The organism is Martinezella dioscoreae (assembly GCF_009176305.1).
Taxonomy (GTDB): domain Bacteria; phylum Pseudomonadota; class Alphaproteobacteria; order Rhizobiales; family Rhizobiaceae; genus Rhizobium; species Rhizobium dioscoreae.
Window position 1 is genome coordinate 760,133 of the sequence record NZ_BLAJ01000003.1, and the last position, 18,899, is coordinate 779,031.

The following is an 18,899-nucleotide window of genomic DNA, read 5'->3' on the forward strand; positions in this document are numbered from 1 at the left end:
TGAGGCCGGGCGGGTCAGGCATGTTCTTCGATGCCGCCTCCGCAAGTTCCTTCTCCCCTCGGGGAGAAGGTGGCCCGAAGGGTCGGATGAGGGGGTGACGGATTTGAATACGCGGGCTTTCGTGCTCTTGGCGGCCCCCTCATCCGCCTGTCGGCACCTTCTCCCCGAGGGGAGAAGGGGTGCGTAGCAACGACCTCATTTCATATGCGATTCCCCTGCCGCGGGCGGGGGGAGGGTCGGGTGAGGGGCAGCCCTGCACCCGGCTAACTATCCAGCCATCCTCACTTGGCCTCGCGAAACATCTCGATGATTGCCGAAAAATCGCGGCCGCCATTGCCGAGCTTTTCGAAGAGCGCGTAGAGCTGCGCCGCCTCTGCGCCCAGCGGTGTTGACGCGCCGCTGGAGAGTGCCGCTTCCTGAGATAGCCGTAGATCCTTGAGCATCAACGCCGCCGCAAAGCCGGGCTTGTAATCATTGTTGGCCGGAGATGTCGGCACGGGACCGGGCACCGGGCAATAAGTATTGATCGACCAGCATTGGCCGGAGGAAGTCGAGGCGACATCGAAGAGAGCCTGATGCGAGAGGCCGAGCTTTTCGCCAAGCACGAAGGCCTCGCAGACGCCGATCATCGAGATACCGAGAATCATGTTGTTGCAGATCTTCGCCGCCTGGCCGGCGCCGGCATCGCCGCAATGGACGATCTTCTTGCCCATCACCTCGAGCAACGGCTTGGCGGCAGTAAAGCTCTCCGTCGAGCCGCCCGCCATGAAAGTCAGCGTTCCCGCTGCGGCGCCGCCTGTGCCGCCGGAAACGGGCGCATCGAGCGAGAGGCAACCAGCATCACCGGCCATCGCATGCGCCTTGCGGGCGCTATCGACATCGATGGTGGAGCTGTCGATCAACAGGGTCCCCTTGGGCACGGAGCGCAGCACGTCGGTCCAGACGGTGAGGACATGCTGGCCCTTCGGCAGCATGGTCACGACCACCTCTGCATCCGCCAGGGCTTCGGTGAGCACGCTGGCAGGCTTTACCCCCGATGCTTCGGCTGCCTTCAGCACATCATGCGAAAGGTCGAATCCTGTGACGGCGTGGCTGGCCTTGACGAGATTGGCGGCCATCGGGCCCCCCATATTGCCGAGGCCGATGAAGGCGATCCGTGTCATGATGTTTTCCTCCCATGATCGGTTATTTTGCGAAAAGCGGTGGCTGCGCCGGTATGAAGAAGCGGTCGATGGCAGCCGCCGTCACTTCGGCAAGGCTCGCCGGCGACCATTTCGGATTGCGGTCCTTGTCGATGACGGCAGCACGCACGCCTTCGTAGAAATCGTGATTATACAATATGCCCTTGCAGGCGCCGAGTTCACGATTGAGGCATTCGGCAAGATCGGCGCTCCTTCGCCCTGCCCTGAGAAGCCGCAAGGTCAGCTTCAGGCTGGTCGGCGAGCGGCTGGCAATCACGCTTGCGGCTTCAGCGGCAAACTCTCCGGGCTCACCGGCCAAGGCCTTCAGAATCTCCTCCACCGTGTTTGCCGAAAACGCCCGGTCGATCACATCCCGATTTGCGGCAAGCCGGCTTTCGCCGGCGTCTACCGCCATCGTCCGGATCAGCGCATGCACGTCTGGTGCCGTGGCCGAGGTAGACAATGCCGCAATCGCATCGACCAGAGCCGGCAGTTGCGACGATACCACACAGTGATCGGCAAAGCCGGCATGGATGACATCGGCGGCGCCGATGGTCAGGCCTGTTAGGCCCATCCAGGTGCCGGCTTCCCCCGGTGCCTGCGGCAGCAGCCAGGTGGCGCCGACATCCGGGAAATAGCCGATGCCGGTTTCGGGCATGGCGAGGCGCGTACGCTCGGTGACGACCCGATGGCTGCCATGCGCCGAAAGTCCGACGCCGCCGCCCATGGTGATGCCATCCATCAGCACCACATAAGGTTTGGGATAGCGCGAGATGGCGTGGTTGAGCAGGAATTCCTCGCGCCAGAAGGTTTCCGCTTCATCGGAGCCGTCCTTGCCGCTCTGATGCAGCAGGCGGATATCGCCGCCGGCGCAGAAGCCGCGCTCCCCCTCGCCCAAAACGATGACGCTCGCAATGGCCGGATCGGCGGCGAAATCCTCCAGTGCCGGAGCGATGACCCGCACCATCGGCAATGTCAAGCTATTCAACGCCTTCGGCCGGTTGAGCCTGATAATCCCGGCCGACCCGCGCCGCTCGATGATGACTTCGTCCGTGCTATCCATGCAAATCTCCTGTCCTGCTGCCACCGATCCTCAGGGATTCATCTATTGTCGGCAAGGATCATTTCGGCTGCCTTTTCGGCGATCATGATGGTTGGCGAATTGGTGTTACCAGACGTGATCGACGGCATGACAGACGCATCGGCGATGCGCAGCCTTGCCAATGCCCTGAGCCGCAGGCGCGGATCAACGACGCTTTGCGCGTCACCGCCCATGCGGCATGTGCCGACCGGATGGAAAATCGTCGTGCCGATATCGCCGGCGGCGCGTTCCAGATCGGCGTCCGTCTCGTAGGTCGGCCCGGGCTTGAACTCCTCCGGTCTGAACCGGGCAAAGGAAGGCTGCGCCACAATCCGCCGCGTCAGGCGAATGGAGCGTACGGCGATCTCCCGATCTCGCGCAGCAGAAAGATAATTCGGGCTGATGGCCGGCTGCAGGGCGAAATCGGGGCTGCGCACATGCACCGAGCCGCGGCTTTCGGGTCGCAGATTGCAGACGCTGGCGGTGATGGCTGGAAAAGGGTGGACAGGATCGCCGAACTTGTCGAGCGAGACCGGCTGCACATGGTATTGCAGATCCGGCGTTTCCTTGTCCGGCCCCGAGCGGGTGAAGATACCGAGCTGGCTTGGCGCCATTGCCATAGGGCCTGAACGGCGAACCAGATATTCGAGGCCGATCGCAGCCTTGCCGATCAGCTTGGTCGCCTTCTCGTTCAACGTAGGGACGCCGGTCACCTTATAGGCAAGGCGCAGCTGCAGATGATCCTGCAGGTTCTCGCCGACGGACCGGACCTCGCGGACGACGTCGATACCGGCTTTGCTCAGCACCTCGCCGTTGCCGATGCCTGACAGCTCCAGAATATGCGGCGATCCGATGGAACCGGCCGATAGCACCGTCTCCTTGTTCGCATAGGCGCGCTTTGCCACGCCATCATGCTGGAACTCGACGCCGGTCACGGCATCGTCCTCGACGATCAGGCGACGGACCTGCGCCTTGGTATAGACGGTGAGATTGCCGCGCTTCATCGCCGGACGCAGGAAGGCTTTCGTGGTGTTCCAGCGGATGCCGGCGCGCTGGTTGACGTCGAAATAGCCGGAACCTTCGTTGTTGCCGCGATTGAAATCCGCCGTCTCGGGGATACCGGCCTCCTTGGCCGCGGCCTGGAAAGCGTCGAGCACGGCCCAGCGCACGCGGGCCTTCTCGACCCGCCATTCGCCGCCGGCGCCATGCATCTCATCCTTGCCGCGATAATGATCCTCGGACTTGATGAAATAGGGCAATACGTCGTCCCAACCCCAGCCGGCGCAGCCGAGTTGGCGCCAGAGATCGTAGTCGCGCGACTGGCCGCGCATGTAGATCATGCCGTTGATGGAGGAGCAGCCGCCGAGCACCTTGCCACGCGGATAGTTCAGCGATCGACCGTTGAGACCTGCTTCGGGGGACGTGGTGAAACACCAGTCGGTGCGGGGATTGTTGATGCAATAGAGATAGCCGACCGGGATGTGGATCCAGTGGTAATTATCTTTGCCGCCGGCTTCCAGCAGCAGCACCCTGTTGTTGTGATCGGCCGAAAGCCGATTGGCAAGCACGCATCCGGCACTGCCGGCACCGATGATGATGTAGTCGAAGCGGTCCATTGGCATGCCCCCTCACCCTAACCCTCTCCCCGAGGGGGAGAGGGGACTATTTCGGCATTTGCCTCGGCCCCGTATCCGATGATCGTCAAAGACAGTTCCCCCTCTCCCCTCGGGGCAGGGGTATCGCATATGAGCGGAGATCGCCGCCGTCCCCCTTCTCCCCATCGGGGAGAAGGTGCCGACAGGCGGATGAGGGGGTGCCTGCCAAGACCACCAAAATCCATGAATTCAAATCGATAACCCCCTCGTCCGACCCTTCGGGCCACCTTCTCCCCAAGGGGAGAAGAAGCTTATGGTGCTCGTCCGCCTCCATATGCGATAGCCCTGCCGCAAGCGGGGAGAGGGCTGGGGTGAGGGGGTGCACAACAAGTACGCATAGGTTTGATCATTACCGCCGATATTCAAACCCCAGCTTCCGTCCCAGCCGCGAGGCATAGAATTCGCCGATAACCCCGCGGCGGAAGAGCAAGACGCAGACCATGAAGACGATGCCGGTGATGATGGTGACGGGGAATTCCGAGGTGGCGAGATAGTTTTCCAGCGTCGCCACGAACCCCGCGCCAAAAATCGGGCCGATCAACGTGCCGATGCCGCCAAGCAAGGTCATGAGAATGACTTCGCCGGACATCTGCCAGGCGACGTCCGTCAGCGTCGCGAACTGGAAGACCAGCGCCTTGACCGCTCCGGCCAGCCCCGCAAGTGCCGCCGACATGACGAAGGCGCCGAGCTTATAATGCGCGACGGAATAGCCAAGCGAAATCGCCCGCTGCTCGTTCTCGCGGATCGATTTCAGGATCATGCCGAAGGGCGAATTGATGAAACGCCAGATGATCAGCACGCCGATCAGGAAGATCGCGAGGACGAAATAGTACATGTTGAAGGAGTTGTTGAGATCGAGGACGCCTAGGAGGTAGCCGCGCGGCACCGACTGAATGCCATCCTCGCCATGGGTAAATGCCGCCTGCAGGCAGAAGAAATAGAACATGTAGGAGAGCGCCAGCGTGATCATGGCGAAATAGATGCCCTGCCTGCGGATGGCGACGAAGCCCATGACGAGGCCGAGCAGCGACGCGCCGGCGACGCCGATCAGGATGCCGAGTTCGGGCGGAAGCCCCCACTCCTTCACCGCATGGGCGGTGAAATAAGCGGCCCCGCCGAAGAAGGTGGCATGGCCGAAGGAGAGCAGACCGGCATAGCCGAGCAGCAGATTGAAGGCGCAAGCGAACAGCGCGAAGCAGAGCACCTTCATGACGAAGATCGGGTAGATGAAGAACGGCGCCCAGATCAGGCCAACGAGGCCGAGGATCAGCAACAGCTTCCGCACCGAAAGCTTCGGACGCTCCTTGGAACTCAAGCTGATCAATCCAGCCATATCACGCCTCCCGACCGAAGAGACCCGCGGGCCTCAGAAGCAGCACGATTGCCATGATGACAAAGATGACGATGTTGGAAGCTTCCGGATAGAAGACCTTGGTCAGGCCCTCGGCAATCCCAAGCATATAGCCTGTCACGATCGCCCCCATGATCGAGCCCATGCCGCCGACGACCACGACGGCGAAGACGATGATGATCATGTTCGACCCCATCAGCGGCGAAACCTGATAGATCGGTGCTGCGAGCACCCCGGCGAAGGCGGCAAGCGCGACGCCGAAACCATAGGTCAGCGTCAGGAGCACCGGCACGTTGACGCCGAAAACCTGGACGAGCGTGGAATTCTCGGTCGCGGCGCGCAGATAAGCGCCAAGCTTGGTCTTTTCGATCAGCAGCCAAGTGCCGATGCAGACGACAAGCGAGGCAATAACCACCCAGCCGCGATAGACGGGCAGGAACATGAAGCCGATATTTTTTGCTCCCGCCAATTCCGTCGGGACGGCATAGGGCTGGCCGGAGGAGCCGTAGAGATAGCGGAAGGTCCCTTCGATGGTCAGCGCCATGCCGAAGGTGAAGAGCAAGCCATAGAGCGGGTCGACCCTGTAGAGCCGACGCAGGCAGAACCGCTCGACCAGCGCGCCAAACAGGCCGACAGTCAGCGGTGCCAAAACGAGGGCCGGCCAATAGCCGATGCCTGTATAGGCGAGCAGCAGATAGGCGGTGAAGGCGCCGAGCATATAGAGCGCGCCATGGGCGAAATTGATGACCCTGAGCATGCCGAAGATGATCGCGAGGCCAAGGCTCAGCAAGGCGTAGAAGGAGCCGTTGATCAGCCCGATCAGCAATTGACCGAGAAGAGCCTGGGCGGGGATGCCGAATATCGTCGTCATGCTCAGACCCCCAGAACCTTGTGCAGCATATCCATGCGCTCGGAGAGTTCGTCGACCGGGAATTCCGAGACCATCTGGCCGTGATCCATCACATAGAAGCGATCGGCGATGCGGCTGGCAAAGCGGAAATTCTGCTCGACGAGCAATATGGTCATGCCGCGGCCTTTCAGCTTCTGCAGGACTTCGCCGATGCGCTGAACGATGACCGGGGCAAGGCCCTCGGTCGGTTCGTCAAGCAGCAGCATACGGACGCCGGTGCGCAGGATGCGGGCCATGGCGAGCATCTGCTGCTCGCCGCCGGAGAGCCTTGTACCGATACTATTGCGCCGCTCATGCAGGTTTGGAAATAGCTCGAAGATCTCGTCGAGCGTCATGCCGCCTGCCGCCACGACCGGCGGCAGCATCAGGTTTTCATAGACGCTGAGCGTGGAAAATATGCCGCGCTCTTCCGGCACGAAGCCGATACCCTGATGTGCCGTCTTGTGCAGCGGCACCTGCATCATGTCCTTGCCGGCAAAGGTGACCCTGCCCTTGCGGGCGCGGACGATGCCGACGATGGTGCGCAATGTCGTCGTCTTGCCGACGCCGTTGCGGCCGAGGATGGTAACGGTTTCCCCCTCGCCCACACGCATGTCGACGCCATGCAGGATGTGACTTTCACCATACCAGGCATTGAGGTCCTGAACGTCCAGAAGCGGCGCCATCGTCAAGCCTCCTCCGTGCCCATATAGGCTTCGCGGACGCGCGGGTCTTTGCTGACCGTCGCATAATCGCCCTGGGCCAGGATTTCGCCGCGCTGCAGCACGGTGACATGATGGCAGATATCGGCAACGACCGAGAGATTGTGCTCCACCATGAGCACAGCCCTGTCGCGCGCCACATCTCGGATGATGGCGGAAACGGTGTTTACGTCCTCCAGCCCCATGCCGGCCATCGGCTCGTCGAGCAGCAGCACCTTCGGGTCGAGCGCAAGCGTCGTCGCGATCTCCAGCACGCGCTTGCGGCCATAGGAAAGATCGGCTGCTACGGCATCACGCTCCTTCGAGAGACCCACTGAGGCGATGAGCTGTTCGGCGCGGGCATTGAGGCTATCGAGAGCGGATAGCGGCCGCCAGAACTGGTGGGCGAGATTGTTCGGCCGCTGCAAGGCAACACGAACATTGTCCAGCACCGTCAGATGCGGGAAGACGGCGGAAATCTGGAAGGAGCGCACGAGACCCATGCGCGCGACCTTGTCGGGCCTCGTCTTGGTGATATCGGTGCCGAGTAGCGTGATCGTGCCGTGCGTCGGCTGCAGGAACTTGGTGAGCAAGTTGAACACCGTCGTCTTGCCAGCGCCGTTCGGGCCGATCAGCGCGTGGACCTGGGCGTGATGTACGTCGAGATCAACATTCTTGACGGCGGTAAAGCCGCCGAAATCGCGGCGCAGTCCCCGGGCGGACAAAACCACCCGGGGCTCTTCATGCGGATATGTCGCGGACATCGCCATGAGCTGTTCCAAGCCCTATTGCTTGACGAGGTCGCAGCCGCTCTTGGCGGGATCGATATAGGCTTCCTTACCCGGGATCGTCGCCAGCACGTTGAAGTAATCCCACGGCTCCTTGCTCTCTTCGGGCTTCTTGACCTGCAGCAGATACATGTCGTGGATCATGCGGCCGTTGGCGCCGACCGTACCGCCGCGGCCGAAGAAATCATCAACCGGCATCTCATGCAGCTGCTTGGCAACGGCCTCGGTGTCATCCGTGCCGGCCTTCTGCACGGCCTTCAGATATTGCATCACGGCGGAATAGGTGCCGGCATGGATCATGTTCGGCATCTTGCCGGTGCGGGCAAAGAAGCGCTTGCCGAATTCGCGGCTCTTGTCGTCGAGGTTCCAGTAATAGCCTTCGGTCAGCGTCAGCCCTTGCGCCGCCTGCAGGCCGAGGCCGTGGACTTCAGCGAGCGTGAAGAGCAGCGCCGCCAGATGCTGGCCGCCCTGGGTGATGCCGAATTCCGAGGCCTGCTTGATGGCATTCGAGGTGTCGAGGCCGGCATTGGCAAGGCCGATGACCTTGGCGCCAGACGACTGTGCCTGCAGCAGGAAAGACGAGAAATCATTGGTCGACAGCGGATGGCGGACGGAGCCAAGCACCTTACCGCCGCTTGCCTTGACGAAATCGCTGGTCTGCTGCTCGAGCGAGTAGCCGAAAGCATAGTCCGCCGTCAGGAAGAACCATGTGTCGCCACCCTGCTTGACGAGCGCGCCGCCGGTACCGACGGCCAGGGCATGCGTGTCATAGGCCCAGTGGAAGCCATAGGGCGAGCATTGCTTGCCGGTGAGATCGGTGGTCGCGGCGCCGGTGACGATATCGATCTTCTTCTTTTCCTTGGCGACCGCCTGCACGGCGAGCGCGACCGACGAGGTCGTCAGCTCCATGATGGCATCGACCTTGTCCTGGTCGTACCATTGGCGGGCGATGTTGGAGGCGATATCGGGCTTGTTCTGGTGGTCGGCATCGACGATCTCGATCGGCACACCTAGAACCTTGCCGCCGAAATCCTCGGCGGCCATCTTGGCGGCCGCTACCGACGACTTGCCGCCGAAATCCGCATAGACTCCGGACTGATCGTTCAGAATGCCGATCTTGACGACACCATCGGATGGGCCGGCGGCGAAGGCCGCGGTGCCGGCTGCAAGCAGAAATGCAAGGGATGCAATAAGACTCTTTCGCATATCCTCTCCTCCCAGAGATTTGGCAAAAACGAATCTGTTCAAAATTGGCCAGCCGTTTTCCTCAAAACGGCTTTTCCCGATAGGCAAGATCACGGAATTCGCGCGTTGACGCAAGTCGCGATTGCAACTAATTCCAAACAAGGTCTGTTCATTTTTGAACAGAGGGGGAGGCATGAAGCGCACGCCGCATTTTACCTGGGACGATCTGCAGTTCTTCCTCGCCGTTGCGCGAACGGGGCAACTTTCGACTGCGGCGCGACAGCTGCGTACCAGCCATGCCACGGTCTCGCGCCGTATCGACCGGCTGGAATTCGCCTTGAAGGTCAAGCTCTTCGAGCGCAATCCGCGCGGCTACATGCTGACCGGAATGGGGCAGCGCTTCGTCGACACGGCCGAAAGAATGGAGCAGGAAACCGAGCGTCTGCGGACCGACCTTTCGACGGGATCGGCAGCCCAAGGCGGCGTGGTGCGCATCAGTGCGCCGGAGGGATTTTCCAATTTCTTCTTCACCGGCGTTCTGCCGGAATTCACTGCGAAACATCCGAACATTTCGCTGGAGCTAATCACCATCCAGCAGATCATGTCGCTCTCGCGCAAGGAAGCCGACATCGTCGTGGTGCTCGACCCGCCAAAGGCGGGACCCTACTTCACCGAAAAACTGACAGACTATCATCTGCAGGTCTACGGATCGCGCGATTACCTTGCCCGCCATCCGCCGATCGAAAGCCGCGACGATCTGCCTGACTTCACCTTCATCGGCTATATCGAGGATATGATCTTTGCGCCGGGCCTGGACTATCTCGATGACGTCCATCCGCGCATCAGGCCGCAATTCCAGAGCTCGAGCATCTTTGCGCAGTTGACGGCGACGAAGAATGGCCAGGGGCTGTGCGTACTGCCGTTCTTCATCGCCGGCAAACATCCGGATCTGCAGGTCGTGCTACCACATGAGGTGGATCTCAGGCGCCACTACTGGATCACCTGCCACCGCGATCTGCGCCAATCGCCACGCGTGCGCACCGTCATTGACTTCCTGGCGGAAGCCGTGCGCAAGAATGCTTCAGCCTTTCTGGGTCCCTGGAGAAAAACCGAGAACTGAGATCGCTTCAGGCTATAGCGTGCTCGGGGCAGCATAGATCTTGCCGAGCCCGGCAGCATCGAAGCTCGCCCGCTCGACGAGGCGAAGCTCCCAATCCAGCGACGAACGCACGATCGTTTCCAAGCTGTCGTGTTTTGGAACCCAGCCCAGTTCGCGACGAGCAAGCGTCGCGTCCGCGACAATGCTCGCCATATCGCCGGCCCGGCGCGGAGCGATATGGATGCGGAAGGAACGGCCATGGATGCGCATGACCATGTTGAGCACGTCAAGCACGGAGTAACCGTGGCCATAGCCACAATTGGCAACCAGCGAGCGGCCGCCATCGCGCAGATGGCGCAAGGCCACGAGATGCGCCTCAACAAGATCGCTCACGTGGATGTAGTCGCGCACGCCGGTGCCGTCATGTGTCGCGTAATCCGTGCCATAGATATCCACTTGACGGCGGCGGCCGAGGGCCGCTTCGCAGGCGACCTTGATGAGGTGGGTGGCGCCGTCGGTCGACTGACCTGCCCGCCCTTCGGGATCCGCGCCGGCGACATTGAAATAACGCAGCGCCACATAGCGGAAATCATAGGCCGCGGCGGCATCGCGCAGCATCAGCTCGGACATGAGCTTGGATTGACCATAGGGGGATTCAGGCCGCAACGGCACATCTTCGCTAACCGGTCGATCCGCGGGCTGCTGACCATAGACGGCAGCGGTGGACGAAAAGACGAAATAGCGGATGCCGGCCCTGACGGCGGCGCTCATCAGGGCGCGGGTCTTGCCGGTGTTGTTTTCGTAATAGGCAAGAGGGTCCTCGATCGACATCGGCACGACGGCAGAGCCAGCGAAATGGATGATGGCTTCTATATCGTTCTCGGCGAAAATCGTTTTGAGCAGCGCCTCGTCAGCGACATCGCCGAGATAGAAGCGGGCCGCGGGGGGCACTGCCCAGCGAAAGCCCGTGGAAAGGCAATCGAGAACAACAACGTCCTCGCCTGCGTCAAGCAATCTCCAGACCATGTGGCTGCCGATATAGCCGGCTCCGCCCGTCACCAAGACAGTCATTCTTCGCGTCCCCGCCAAGTCTTATCGGCGATATATGAGGCCGCTTCCCCTGCGAAATTGATTAAAAGCCGGAGGTGGGGCGGGAAAGATTGCGGGAATGGTTAGAGGGGGCTTTCGCAGTTTGATTGGATTTTATGGATTGGGTGTGCGACGGCAATTTTTGTGGACTTGGAGAGTATTCACCCCCCTCTGTCACTTCGTGACATCTCCCCCACAAGGGGGGAGATTGGTAACCTGTAGCACCAACCTACCTTAAACCAACTTCGTATCCGCAGAGAGTGAAGCGGATTGTATTGTTAAGGGCGGCTGCAAACTCCCAACGATCTCCACCCTTGTGGGGGAGATGTCGCGATAGCGACAGAGGGGGGTATCAAAGGTGAGGCAAGCGAGAGGATGCCTTTCGATCGTGGAGCCGGTCGAAGCGAAGCCCTCACAAACTCAAAATATACTGGCTCAACCTTTCCGCGGCATCCGCCACCTGCACCGGATCGCGCAGGAAGCAGGCGCGCATGAACAGCTCTCCGCCCAAACCGAAGGCCGTTCCGGGTGCTAGGCCGACGCCGGTCTTATCGACGATGTCAATGGCGGCCTTGCGGCTGTCGGTGACGCCGTCGATCCTGAGGAAGGAATAGAGCGCGCCATCCGGCTTCAGCGTCTGCACGCGATTGGTGGCGATCAGCGCGTCGCAGAGGATCTCGCGCGAGCGAGTGGCCTTTTCGATATTGGAGCGAACGAAATCATCGCCCTCGTTCAGCGCTGCAACCGCGCCTCTCTGCATGAACTGCGCGACGCCCGAGGTCGAATATTGCACGAGGTTTTCGATCACCTGCCCGAGCTCGGCCGGTGCGACGATCCAGCCGACACGCCAGCCGGTCATTGACCAGTTCTTCGAGAAGGAATTGACGAAGAGGATCTTGTCGTCGGCTTCCTTGACATCCAGGAAGCTCGGCGCGCGTCCGCCGGCATAGTAATAGAGCGCATAGATTTCATCGGCCATGATCCAGAGATCATGCTTGCGCGCCAGGGCGAGGATATCGCGAAGATCCTGATGGGTCGCCGTCCAGCCTGTGGGGTTGGATGGGGTATTGATGAAGAGGCCCTTGGTCTTCGGCGTAATCGCCCCTTCCAGCCGGTTGAGATCGAGCGACCATTTGCCGTGCTCAAACTGTAAGGGTACGGCGACGGAACGGGCGCCTGCGATCTCGAGCGCCGCAGCAATGTTCGGCCAGGCGGGCGACAGATAGACCATCTCGTCGCCGGGAGCGGTGATCGCCTGCACGGACAGCTGGATCGCCTGCATGCCGGAGCCGACGACATAGAAATTCTCCATCGGCAGCGAGGTGCCGAAATGCCGGCCATAATAATCGGCGAGCGCCTGACGCAGCTCGGGAATACCGCGCTGCCAGGTGTAAAAGGTTTCGCCGGCGTTGAGCGAGGCCATGGCGGCGCGGTTGATGAAATCCGGCGTCGGCAGATCGCCCTCACCGACCCAGAGTGGCAGCAGGCCCTCACGGCCGCGGGCATAGTTGACAACTTCCACGATCCCGCTTTCGGGTGCTGCGAGCGCGCGTGGGCTGAGGCTATCTAGTATCGACATGCAAAGTCTCCGGTTTCTGCCTTCATAAAGCAGAGCGGCGGACAAATCCCATGACTTTGCCTTAGTGACCGATCGATTTTGGTGATGAATAAAGCCCCGGTCCTCGCCTGGACGGGGGCTTCGAAAGAAGTTGAATTGGACCTATCACCGTTTGGCGAGAAGATCGCGGATTTCGGTGAGCAACTGAACGTCGGCCGGCGGCGGAGCTGCCTCGGCAACCTTCTCTTCCTTGCGCTCGAGCTGGGCACGTAGCGTATTCACGCCCTTGACCATCAGGAAGATGATCCAGGCGAGGATGAGGAAGTTAATGAGGACGGTGATGAAGTTGCCGTAAGCGAAGACCGCCCCCTGGGCACGGGCGGCTGCCAGCGTCGGCGCGTTGACCGCCGAAGAAAGGCCGATGAAATAGTTCGAAAAATCGAAGCCGCCGAAAATCGCGCCGACGATCGGCATGATGATATCGTCAACCAGCGATTTCACGATGCCGCCGAAAGCGCCGCCGATGATCACGCCGACTGCGAGATCCATGACATTGCCGCGGGCGATAAATGCCTTGAATTCATTTAGCATTGAGCAGTCCCCTTCGCGTTGCCGTTGAATTCACTGATGATAATTAGCACCATCTTTTTCCTTATTTTTCAACAGCAAATTGACCAGGAGCCTTGTCCAGGCATGAATATCCCATGATAATTTCGCCGCATTGGCAACTTTAGGGTGCATATATTCGGCAGCTTGTTCGTCAGTTGCGAGCAACCAAGCCGAGGTCCCAGAATGTACATCAGGGATCTCGGGTGAGTCGTTCGGCATAGTCAGCCGCGCTTCAAGCGCTGACTGCACTCTCCCGCATCACCTTCGCGACGAGCTTGCGAACGTAGTCAGGAGCGGGCGCCTGGTCGAAGAGAATGCGATAGATGATCGGCGAGATGACGTGATCCATCAGCTCCACCAAAGTCGGAAAGGGCTCGCCAGCCGCCTCCGCCCGCGCAATAAATACGCTTAGTTGGCAGCGTGTATAGGTGCAGCATTTTTCCGCATTTGCGCTATCGGGTACCGCGAGAACATCGCGCAGCAGTTGCCGTCCGACTCCCGAGGCCATTTCATCGGCATATTGCTCGACCCAGGCCTCCAGGTCCTCCCGGGCGCTGCCAATCCTAGCGGGCTCGCCTTCAGGCTGCAGGCGTGAGGCGGCAACATCCGCCAGAAGCTTTTGAAGGTCGCCCCAGCGGCGATAGATCGTCGACGGCGTGACATTGGCGCGCTGCGCGATCAGCGGGATCGTCACATTGGCGCGATCCATCGTCGCCAGCATGTCGCGGACGGATTGATGCACGGCCGCTTGCACTCTGGCGCTGCGCCCGCCGGGGCGGGGATTTTCTCTGTAGCCCATAAGCCCTTGCCAATTTTTCCCGTTTTGCGGATCGTGAATGATCCGTGGACATTCACTAACGCAAATTATTTGTTTTTATACATCAGGCGCCCTATATGCGTCTAACGCAATCTTTTAGCTTTAGGTAGGATATAGTCGATGACCGAACTCGATTCCACCGGCAGCGCTCCGATTTCACCAGCCAGACGCCTGGCGCCTTTCTATTATGCCGCAACCAGCGCGCTGTTTTTGGCTGCCTCGTCCGTACCGACGCCTCTCTATCGCCTTTATCAGCAGGCCTTTGCCTTTTCGCCGGTGCTGCTTACGGTGATCTTCGCCGTCTATGCCTTCTCCCTTCTCGCCGCGCTCCTCATCGTCGGCTCGATCTCCGACCATCTCGGCCGTCGGCCTGTGATCTTTGCTTCGATCCTCCTCAATATGGTGGCGATAGTATTGTTTTTAATGGCCAGGGGTTCGGATTGGCTGATTGCCGCCCGCATCGTGCAGGGCTTCGCGACGGGCACTGCCGTCAGTTCCGTCGGTGCCGCGCTTGTCGATCTCGATCCGATCAGAGGATCGATCACCAACAGCCTTGCCCCGCTTGTGGGCATGGCGATCGGCGCGATCGGTACGAGCCTGCTGATCCAGTTCGCGCCGGCCCCGACCGTGCTCGTCTATATCGTCACGCTTGCCCTGCTGGCGCTGCAAGCCGCGCTGCTATGGCTGATGCCGGAGACTACGAGCCGAAGGACCGGCGTGCTCGCATCGCTGAAGCCGGAAGTCGCCGTTCCCCAGCAGGCGCGGCGGACGCTGCTAGCGCTGACGCCGATCAATATCGCCGTCTGGGCGCTCGCCGGCTTCTATCTGTCGCTGGTGCCCTCGCTGGTCAGCGCCACGACCGGCAGCACGGCGCCGCTGGTCGGCGGTTCTGTAGTCGGGGCATTGACGATCAGCGGTGCGGCCGCGGTGTTCCTGTTGCGTAAGCGATCCACCGCCGCGATCATGAAGTTCGGCATACCAACCATGTGCCTCGGCATACTGACCATCATCGCCGGCATGCATGCAGCTGAAGTGTCGATCCTCGCCCTGGGAACTGTGATTGCCGGCTCGGGCTTCGGGGCGGTTTTCCTCGGCACGGTCAGAAGCATCATGCCACTGGCAAAGCCCGACGAACGCGCCGGGCTGCTCTCCGCCTTCTACATCCAGAGCTACCTCGCCTTCAGCGTCCCTGCCATCCTCGCCGGCTTCCTGTCGAAAGCGCTCGGCTTTGCCGAGGCTGCCGATATCTATGCGGCGGCGATCCTTCTACTCATCGGCTGGGGCGTCGTTGCGCTGAGGGCGGGGCAAGAGAAGCCATTGAGCAACGCGTAAGCAAAATCTTACGTATTCGCCATTGATCTAGGCTGAACCAATCAACAAAAAAGGGCCGCTCCTGACAGGGGCGGCCCATGATTTGTCGCGAGCAATAGCTCTCCGGTTCAGGCCGCCTTCTTGGCGCCATAGGGATCGAAGCGGCCGTAGAAGGTCTCGCCCTTTGCGGCCATATCCTTCAGAAGCGCTGTGGGCTGGAAATGCGGGCCGTAGGGGGCCGCCAGCTTTTCGCAGAGCTCCACGAAAGCCTTCACACCCATGCCATCGATGTAGGACAGCGCACCGCCGGTATAGGGAGCGAAGCCGAAGCCGAGGATGGAGCCGACATCGGCTTCGCGCGGATCGGTGACTATGCCTTCTTCGATGGTGCGGGCAGCTTCCAGCGCGATCGTGACGAGGAAGCGTTGCTTTAGCACGTTGACATCGATCTCATCGGCCTTCTTCTGCGGATAGAGATCCTTGAGGCCTGGCCAGAGCGACTTCTTCGCCGGCTTCGGCGGGTAATCGTAGAAGCCTTTGGAGTTCTTCCGTCCTAAACGACCCTCGCCTTCGACGAGACCGCTGATCAGCTGCATATGACGCGGGTCGACGGCTTTCTCGCCGAGATCGGCAACCGTCGCCTTCAGGATCTTGTAGGACAGATCGATGGCGACTTCGTCGTTCAGCGCCAGAGGCCCGACCGGCATGCCGGCCATCTTGGCGGCGTTTTCGATCATAGCCGCGGGCACGCCCTCGATCAGCATGTCATAGGCTTCGTGGATATAGCGGAAGACGCAGCGATTGACGAAGAAGCCACGGGTATCATTGACGACGATCGGCGTCTTCTTGATGGCGGCGACATAGTCGAGCGCAACCGCCAGCGCATGGTCGCCGGTTTCCTTCCCGAGGATGACTTCAGTCAGCATCATCTTCTCGACCGGCGAGAAGAAGTGGACGCCGATGAAATCGGCCGGCCGCTTGGAATTCTTCGCAAGGCCCGTGATCGGCAGCGTCGAGGTATTGGAGGCGAAGACGGCGCCCGCGGGCAGCACGGCTTCGACGGCCTCGATAACGGCCTTCTTGACGTCGCGATCCTCGAACACGGCTTCGATGACGAGATCGGCATCCTTCAGATCGGCATAATCCGCCGACGGCGTGATGCGGGAGAGCAGAGCAGCGCCTTCGTCCTGCGTCAGCCTTCCCTTACCGATCGAATCCTTGACCAGCCCCTCGCCGACGCTCTTGCCCTTGGTTGCGGCTTCGATATCGCGGTCGATAAGCGTGACCGGGATGCCGGCTGCTGCGGTGACATAGGCGATGGACGCGCCCATGAAGCCGGCGCCGACGACGCCGACCTTCTTCAGCTCCGTCTTCGGCTGGCCGGCCGGGCGTCGGGCACCCTTGCCGAGTTCCTGCATGGAGATGAACAGCGAGCGGATCATCGAATAGGCTTCGGTGGTCTGCAGCACATGCGTGAAATAGCGCTGCTCGATCTTCAGGCCGGTATCGAAGGGAACCTGCAGGCCTTCATAGACGCATTTGAGGATGGCGAGCGCTGCCGGATAATTGCCCGATGTCTCACGGCGCAGGATGGCCGGGGCTGCCGGCCAAAGCTGAGCTGCGGCCGGCGTCCAGATGCCGCCGCCTGGTGCCTTGAAGCCCTTTTCGTCCCAGGGAGCTACCGGCTTCAGGCCATCCTTGATCATCTGCTTGGCTGCCGGGATAAGCTGATCCGGCTCGACCACCTGATGCACCAGGTTCATCGCTTTGGCGCGTGCTGCCGTCAGCGACTGGCCCGTCGTCATCATCTGCAGGGCGGATTGTGCATCCGTCAGGCGCGAGACGCGCTGCGTGCCGCCGGCGCCGGGGAAGATGCCGACCTTGACTTCGGGCAGCGCGATCTTGACGCTCTTGGCACTGGACGCGACGCGGCCGTGGCAGGCGAGCGACAGCTCGAAAGCGCCACCCATGCAGGTGCCGTTGATGGCCGAAACCCAGGGCTTGCCGCAGGTTTCGAGCTTGCGGAACAGGCCCGTCATGCGTCCCACCAGATCGAAGAGCTTCTGCGTGGCAGCGGCCGGATCCTTCGCCTTTTCCTCCTGATAGAAGGAAAACATCGACTTGATCATCGAGAGATCGGCGCCGCCGGAGAAGGAGGACTTGCCAGAGGTGAAGACCACGCCCTTGACGGCCGCATCGGCAACCGTGGCATCGATGATAGCGTTCAGCTCTTCCAGGATCTCGGCGGTGAAGACGTTCATGGACTTGTCGGGCATGTCCCACGTAACGAGGGCGATGCCGTCTGCGTCGGTTTCGACGGTGAAATTCGTGTAAGCCATTGGTTTCCCCTCCTCAGACGCGTTCGATGATCGTGGCCGTGCCCATACCGGCACCGATGCAGAGCGTAACCAGCGCCGTGTTGAGGTCGCGGCGTTCCAGCTCATCGAGCACGGTGCCGAGGATCATAGCGCCGGTGGCACCGAGCGGATGGCCCATGGCAATCGCGCCGCCATTGACGTTGATCTTGTCGTGCTCGATATCGAAAGCTTGCATGTAGCGCAGCACGACGGCGGCAAAGGCTTCGTTGAGTTCGAAGAGATCAATATCGGCAAGCGTCAAGCCGCTGCGCTTCAAGAGCTTTTCGGTAACGTCGACCGGGCCGGTCAGCATCAGCGCCGGGTCGGAGCCGATATTGGCGAAGGCCTTGATGCGGCCACGCGGCTTCAGCCCCATGCTTTCACCGCCCGCCTTGGAGCCGAGCAGCACAGCAGCGGCGCCATCGACGATGCCGGAAGAGTTGCCGGCATGGTGGACGTAGTTGATGCGTTCGACTTCCGGATGAGCCTGAATGCCGACAGCTTCGAAGCCTCCCATCTCGCCGGGCATCTGGAAGGACGGATTGAGCGAGGCGAGCGCCTGCATGTCCGTGCCGGGACGCATGTGCTCATCGCGGTCGAGAATGGTCAGGCCGTTAACATCCTTCACCGGAATGACGGAATTCTTGAAGTAGCCCTTCTCCCAGGCATTGGCGGCGCGCTTCTGGCTTTCGACGGCATAGGCATCGACGTCATCGCGCGAGAAACCGTATTTGGTGGCGATGAGATCGGCCGATACGCCCTGCGGCATGAAATAGGCCGGGAAGTTGACGGAGGGGTCCATGAACCAGGCACCACCCGACATGCCCAAGCCGACGCGCGACATGCTTTCTACACCACCGGCGATGACGATGTCATCAGCCCCTTGCGCGATCTTGGCCGCGCCGAAATTCACGGCGTCAAGGCCCGAGGCGCAGAAGCGGGAAATTTGCATGCCAGGCGCCTTGGTGGAATAGCCGGCTTCGAAGGCAGCGCCCCTCGGGATAACGGCGCCTGCTTCCATGACAGGATCGACGCAGCCCATAATGATGTCGTCAACCGTTTCGGTATCGAGGCCGTTGCGGTCGCGGATCGCCTCCAGCGTTTTCGCAGCGAGGCGAACGGAGGGCACTTCGTGCAGCGCCCCATCCTTCTTGCCCCGCCCGCGCGGCGTGCGCACGTGGTCGTAAATGAAAACCTCGGTCATGTCTCATCTCCCTGCAGCGGCTGG

17 protein-coding genes are annotated in these 18,899 nt (G+C 60.9%); 2 read left to right on the forward strand and 15 right to left on the reverse strand.

From position 1 onward, the window contains the following. Window positions 1-281: 281 nt before the first annotated feature. The 8 genes from mmsB to GDN47_RS15575 form a co-directional block, all read right to left on the reverse strand. Window positions 282-1,163 carry a 3-hydroxyisobutyrate dehydrogenase gene (gene mmsB, locus GDN47_RS15540; protein WP_145633354.1) on the reverse strand — a complete coding sequence of 294 codons (882 nt, stop codon included), beginning with the start codon at window positions 1,161-1,163 and terminating at the stop codon, window positions 282-284. Between the two features lie 22 nt (window positions 1,164-1,185). Next, on the reverse strand, window positions 1,186-2,244 hold the full coding sequence (locus GDN47_RS15545; RefSeq protein ID WP_145633357.1) for an enoyl-CoA hydratase/isomerase family protein: 1,059 nt from the start codon (window positions 2,242-2,244) through the stop codon (window positions 1,186-1,188). A gap of 38 nt (window positions 2,245-2,282) precedes the next feature. Beyond that, window positions 2,283-3,878 carry a GMC family oxidoreductase gene (locus tag GDN47_RS15550; RefSeq protein ID WP_145633361.1) on the reverse strand — a complete coding sequence of 532 codons (1,596 nt, stop codon included), beginning with the start codon at window positions 3,876-3,878 and terminating at the stop codon, window positions 2,283-2,285. Window positions 3,879-4,266: 388 nt separating this feature from the next. Continuing rightward, window positions 4,267-5,250, reverse strand: a complete 984-nt coding sequence (locus GDN47_RS15555) for a branched-chain amino acid ABC transporter permease (RefSeq protein WP_113332058.1) — start codon at window positions 5,248-5,250, stop codon at window positions 4,267-4,269. Between the two features lies 1 nt (window position 5,251). Then, entirely contained in the window at window positions 5,252-6,139 is an 888-nt protein-coding gene (locus GDN47_RS15560; protein WP_113332057.1) for a branched-chain amino acid ABC transporter permease, read from the reverse strand. Window positions 6,140-6,141: 2 nt separating this feature from the next. Then, window positions 6,142-6,843 (reverse strand): ABC transporter ATP-binding protein, encoded by a 702-nt coding sequence (locus GDN47_RS15565; RefSeq protein WP_152093719.1) that lies wholly within the window; start codon window positions 6,841-6,843, stop codon window positions 6,142-6,144. 2 nt (window positions 6,844-6,845) lie between these two features. Further along, window positions 6,846-7,628, reverse strand: coding sequence for an ABC transporter ATP-binding protein (locus GDN47_RS15570; RefSeq protein ID WP_152093720.1), 783 nt, complete (start codon window positions 7,626-7,628; stop codon window positions 6,846-6,848). Window positions 7,629-7,643: 15 nt separating this feature from the next. Further along, on the reverse strand, window positions 7,644-8,852 hold the full coding sequence (locus tag GDN47_RS15575) for an ABC transporter substrate-binding protein (RefSeq protein ID WP_112724524.1): 1,209 nt from the start codon (window positions 8,850-8,852) through the stop codon (window positions 7,644-7,646). Between the two features lie 172 nt (window positions 8,853-9,024). On the opposite strand from GDN47_RS15575, the gene GDN47_RS15580 reads away from it, so the two are divergent. After that, entirely contained in the window at window positions 9,025-9,951 is a 927-nt protein-coding gene (locus GDN47_RS15580) for a LysR family transcriptional regulator (RefSeq protein ID WP_152093721.1), read from the forward strand. Window positions 9,952-9,963: 12 nt separating this feature from the next. On the opposite strand, the gene galE is transcribed toward GDN47_RS15580, so the two are convergent. The 5 genes from galE to GDN47_RS15605 form a co-directional block, all read right to left on the reverse strand. Then, a complete protein-coding gene (gene galE, locus GDN47_RS15585; protein WP_152093722.1) occupies window positions 9,964-11,001 on the reverse strand; it encodes a UDP-glucose 4-epimerase GalE in 1,038 nt (345 codons plus the stop codon). Between the two features lie 430 nt (window positions 11,002-11,431). Beyond that, window positions 11,432-12,598 carry a pyridoxal phosphate-dependent aminotransferase gene (locus tag GDN47_RS15590; RefSeq protein ID WP_152093723.1) on the reverse strand — a complete coding sequence of 389 codons (1,167 nt, stop codon included), beginning with the start codon at window positions 12,596-12,598 and terminating at the stop codon, window positions 11,432-11,434. Between the two features lie 144 nt (window positions 12,599-12,742). After that, a complete protein-coding gene (gene mscL / locus GDN47_RS15595; protein WP_069611273.1) occupies window positions 12,743-13,168 on the reverse strand; it encodes a large conductance mechanosensitive channel protein MscL in 426 nt (141 codons plus the stop codon). A 30-nt stretch (window positions 13,169-13,198) separates the two neighbouring features. Continuing rightward, on the reverse strand, window positions 13,199-13,435 hold the full coding sequence (locus tag GDN47_RS15600; protein ID WP_152093724.1) for a hypothetical protein: 237 nt from the start codon (window positions 13,433-13,435) through the stop codon (window positions 13,199-13,201). Next, window positions 13,419-13,985, reverse strand: coding sequence for a TetR/AcrR family transcriptional regulator (locus GDN47_RS15605; RefSeq protein ID WP_152093725.1), 567 nt, complete (start codon window positions 13,983-13,985; stop codon window positions 13,419-13,421). Before GDN47_RS15605 ends, GDN47_RS15600 begins: the two co-directional genes overlap by 17 nt. 138 nt (window positions 13,986-14,123) lie before the next feature. Between GDN47_RS15605 and GDN47_RS15610 the strand changes: the two genes are divergently transcribed. Continuing rightward, a complete protein-coding gene (locus tag GDN47_RS15610; RefSeq protein ID WP_152093726.1) occupies window positions 14,124-15,335 on the forward strand; it encodes an MFS transporter in 1,212 nt (403 codons plus the stop codon). Between the two features lie 107 nt (window positions 15,336-15,442). Here GDN47_RS15610 and GDN47_RS15615 read toward each other — a convergent pair whose 3' ends face one another. Both GDN47_RS15615 and GDN47_RS15620 read right to left on the reverse strand, forming a co-directional pair. Further along, on the reverse strand, window positions 15,443-17,653 hold the full coding sequence (locus GDN47_RS15615) for a 3-hydroxyacyl-CoA dehydrogenase NAD-binding domain-containing protein (RefSeq protein ID WP_152093727.1): 2,211 nt from the start codon (window positions 17,651-17,653) through the stop codon (window positions 15,443-15,445). A gap of 13 nt (window positions 17,654-17,666) precedes the next feature. Next, window positions 17,667-18,875 (reverse strand): acetyl-CoA C-acetyltransferase, encoded by a 1,209-nt coding sequence (locus GDN47_RS15620; RefSeq protein WP_113332047.1) that lies wholly within the window; start codon window positions 18,873-18,875, stop codon window positions 17,667-17,669. Between the last annotated feature and the right edge of the window lie 24 nt (window positions 18,876-18,899).

What these genes read in the sequence shown, in the direction of transcription:
- GDN47_RS15570 (WP_152093720.1), bottom strand. Translation starts at nt 7,628, where the DNA reads ATGGCGATGTCCGCGACATATCCGCATGAAGAGCCCCGGGTGGTTTTG.
- GDN47_RS15620 (WP_113332047.1), bottom strand. Translation starts at nt 18,875, where the DNA reads ATGACCGAGGTTTTCATTTACGACCACGTGCGCACGCCGCGCGGGCGG.
- galE (WP_152093722.1), bottom strand. Translation starts at nt 11,001, where the DNA reads ATGACTGTCTTGGTGACGGGCGGAGCCGGCTATATCGGCAGCCACATG.
- GDN47_RS15565 (WP_152093719.1), bottom strand. Translation starts at nt 6,843, where the DNA reads ATGGCGCCGCTTCTGGACGTTCAGGACCTCAATGCCTGGTATGGTGAA.
- GDN47_RS15555 (WP_113332058.1), bottom strand. Translation starts at nt 5,250, where the DNA reads ATGGCTGGATTGATCAGCTTGAGTTCCAAGGAGCGTCCGAAGCTTTCG.
- GDN47_RS15575 (WP_112724524.1), bottom strand. Translation starts at nt 8,852, where the DNA reads ATGCGAAAGAGTCTTATTGCATCCCTTGCATTTCTGCTTGCAGCCGGC.
- mmsB (WP_145633354.1), bottom strand. Translation starts at nt 1,163, where the DNA reads ATGACACGGATCGCCTTCATCGGCCTCGGCAATATGGGGGGCCCGATG.
- GDN47_RS15605 (WP_152093725.1), bottom strand. Translation starts at nt 13,985, where the DNA reads ATGGGCTACAGAGAAAATCCCCGCCCCGGCGGGCGCAGCGCCAGAGTG.
- GDN47_RS15560 (WP_113332057.1), bottom strand. Translation starts at nt 6,139, where the DNA reads ATGACGACGATATTCGGCATCCCCGCCCAGGCTCTTCTCGGTCAATTG.
- GDN47_RS15545 (WP_145633357.1), bottom strand. Translation starts at nt 2,244, where the DNA reads ATGGATAGCACGGACGAAGTCATCATCGAGCGGCGCGGGTCGGCCGGG.
- GDN47_RS15550 (WP_145633361.1), bottom strand. Translation starts at nt 3,878, where the DNA reads ATGGACCGCTTCGACTACATCATCATCGGTGCCGGCAGTGCCGGATGC.
- GDN47_RS15590 (WP_152093723.1), bottom strand. Translation starts at nt 12,598, where the DNA reads ATGTCGATACTAGATAGCCTCAGCCCACGCGCGCTCGCAGCACCCGAA.
- mscL (WP_069611273.1), bottom strand. Translation starts at nt 13,168, where the DNA reads ATGCTAAATGAATTCAAGGCATTTATCGCCCGCGGCAATGTCATGGAT.
- GDN47_RS15615 (WP_152093727.1), bottom strand. Translation starts at nt 17,653, where the DNA reads ATGGCTTACACGAATTTCACCGTCGAAACCGACGCAGACGGCATCGCC.
- GDN47_RS15580 (WP_152093721.1), top strand. Translation starts at nt 9,025, where the DNA reads ATGAAGCGCACGCCGCATTTTACCTGGGACGATCTGCAGTTCTTCCTC.
- GDN47_RS15610 (WP_152093726.1), top strand. Translation starts at nt 14,124, where the DNA reads ATGACCGAACTCGATTCCACCGGCAGCGCTCCGATTTCACCAGCCAGA.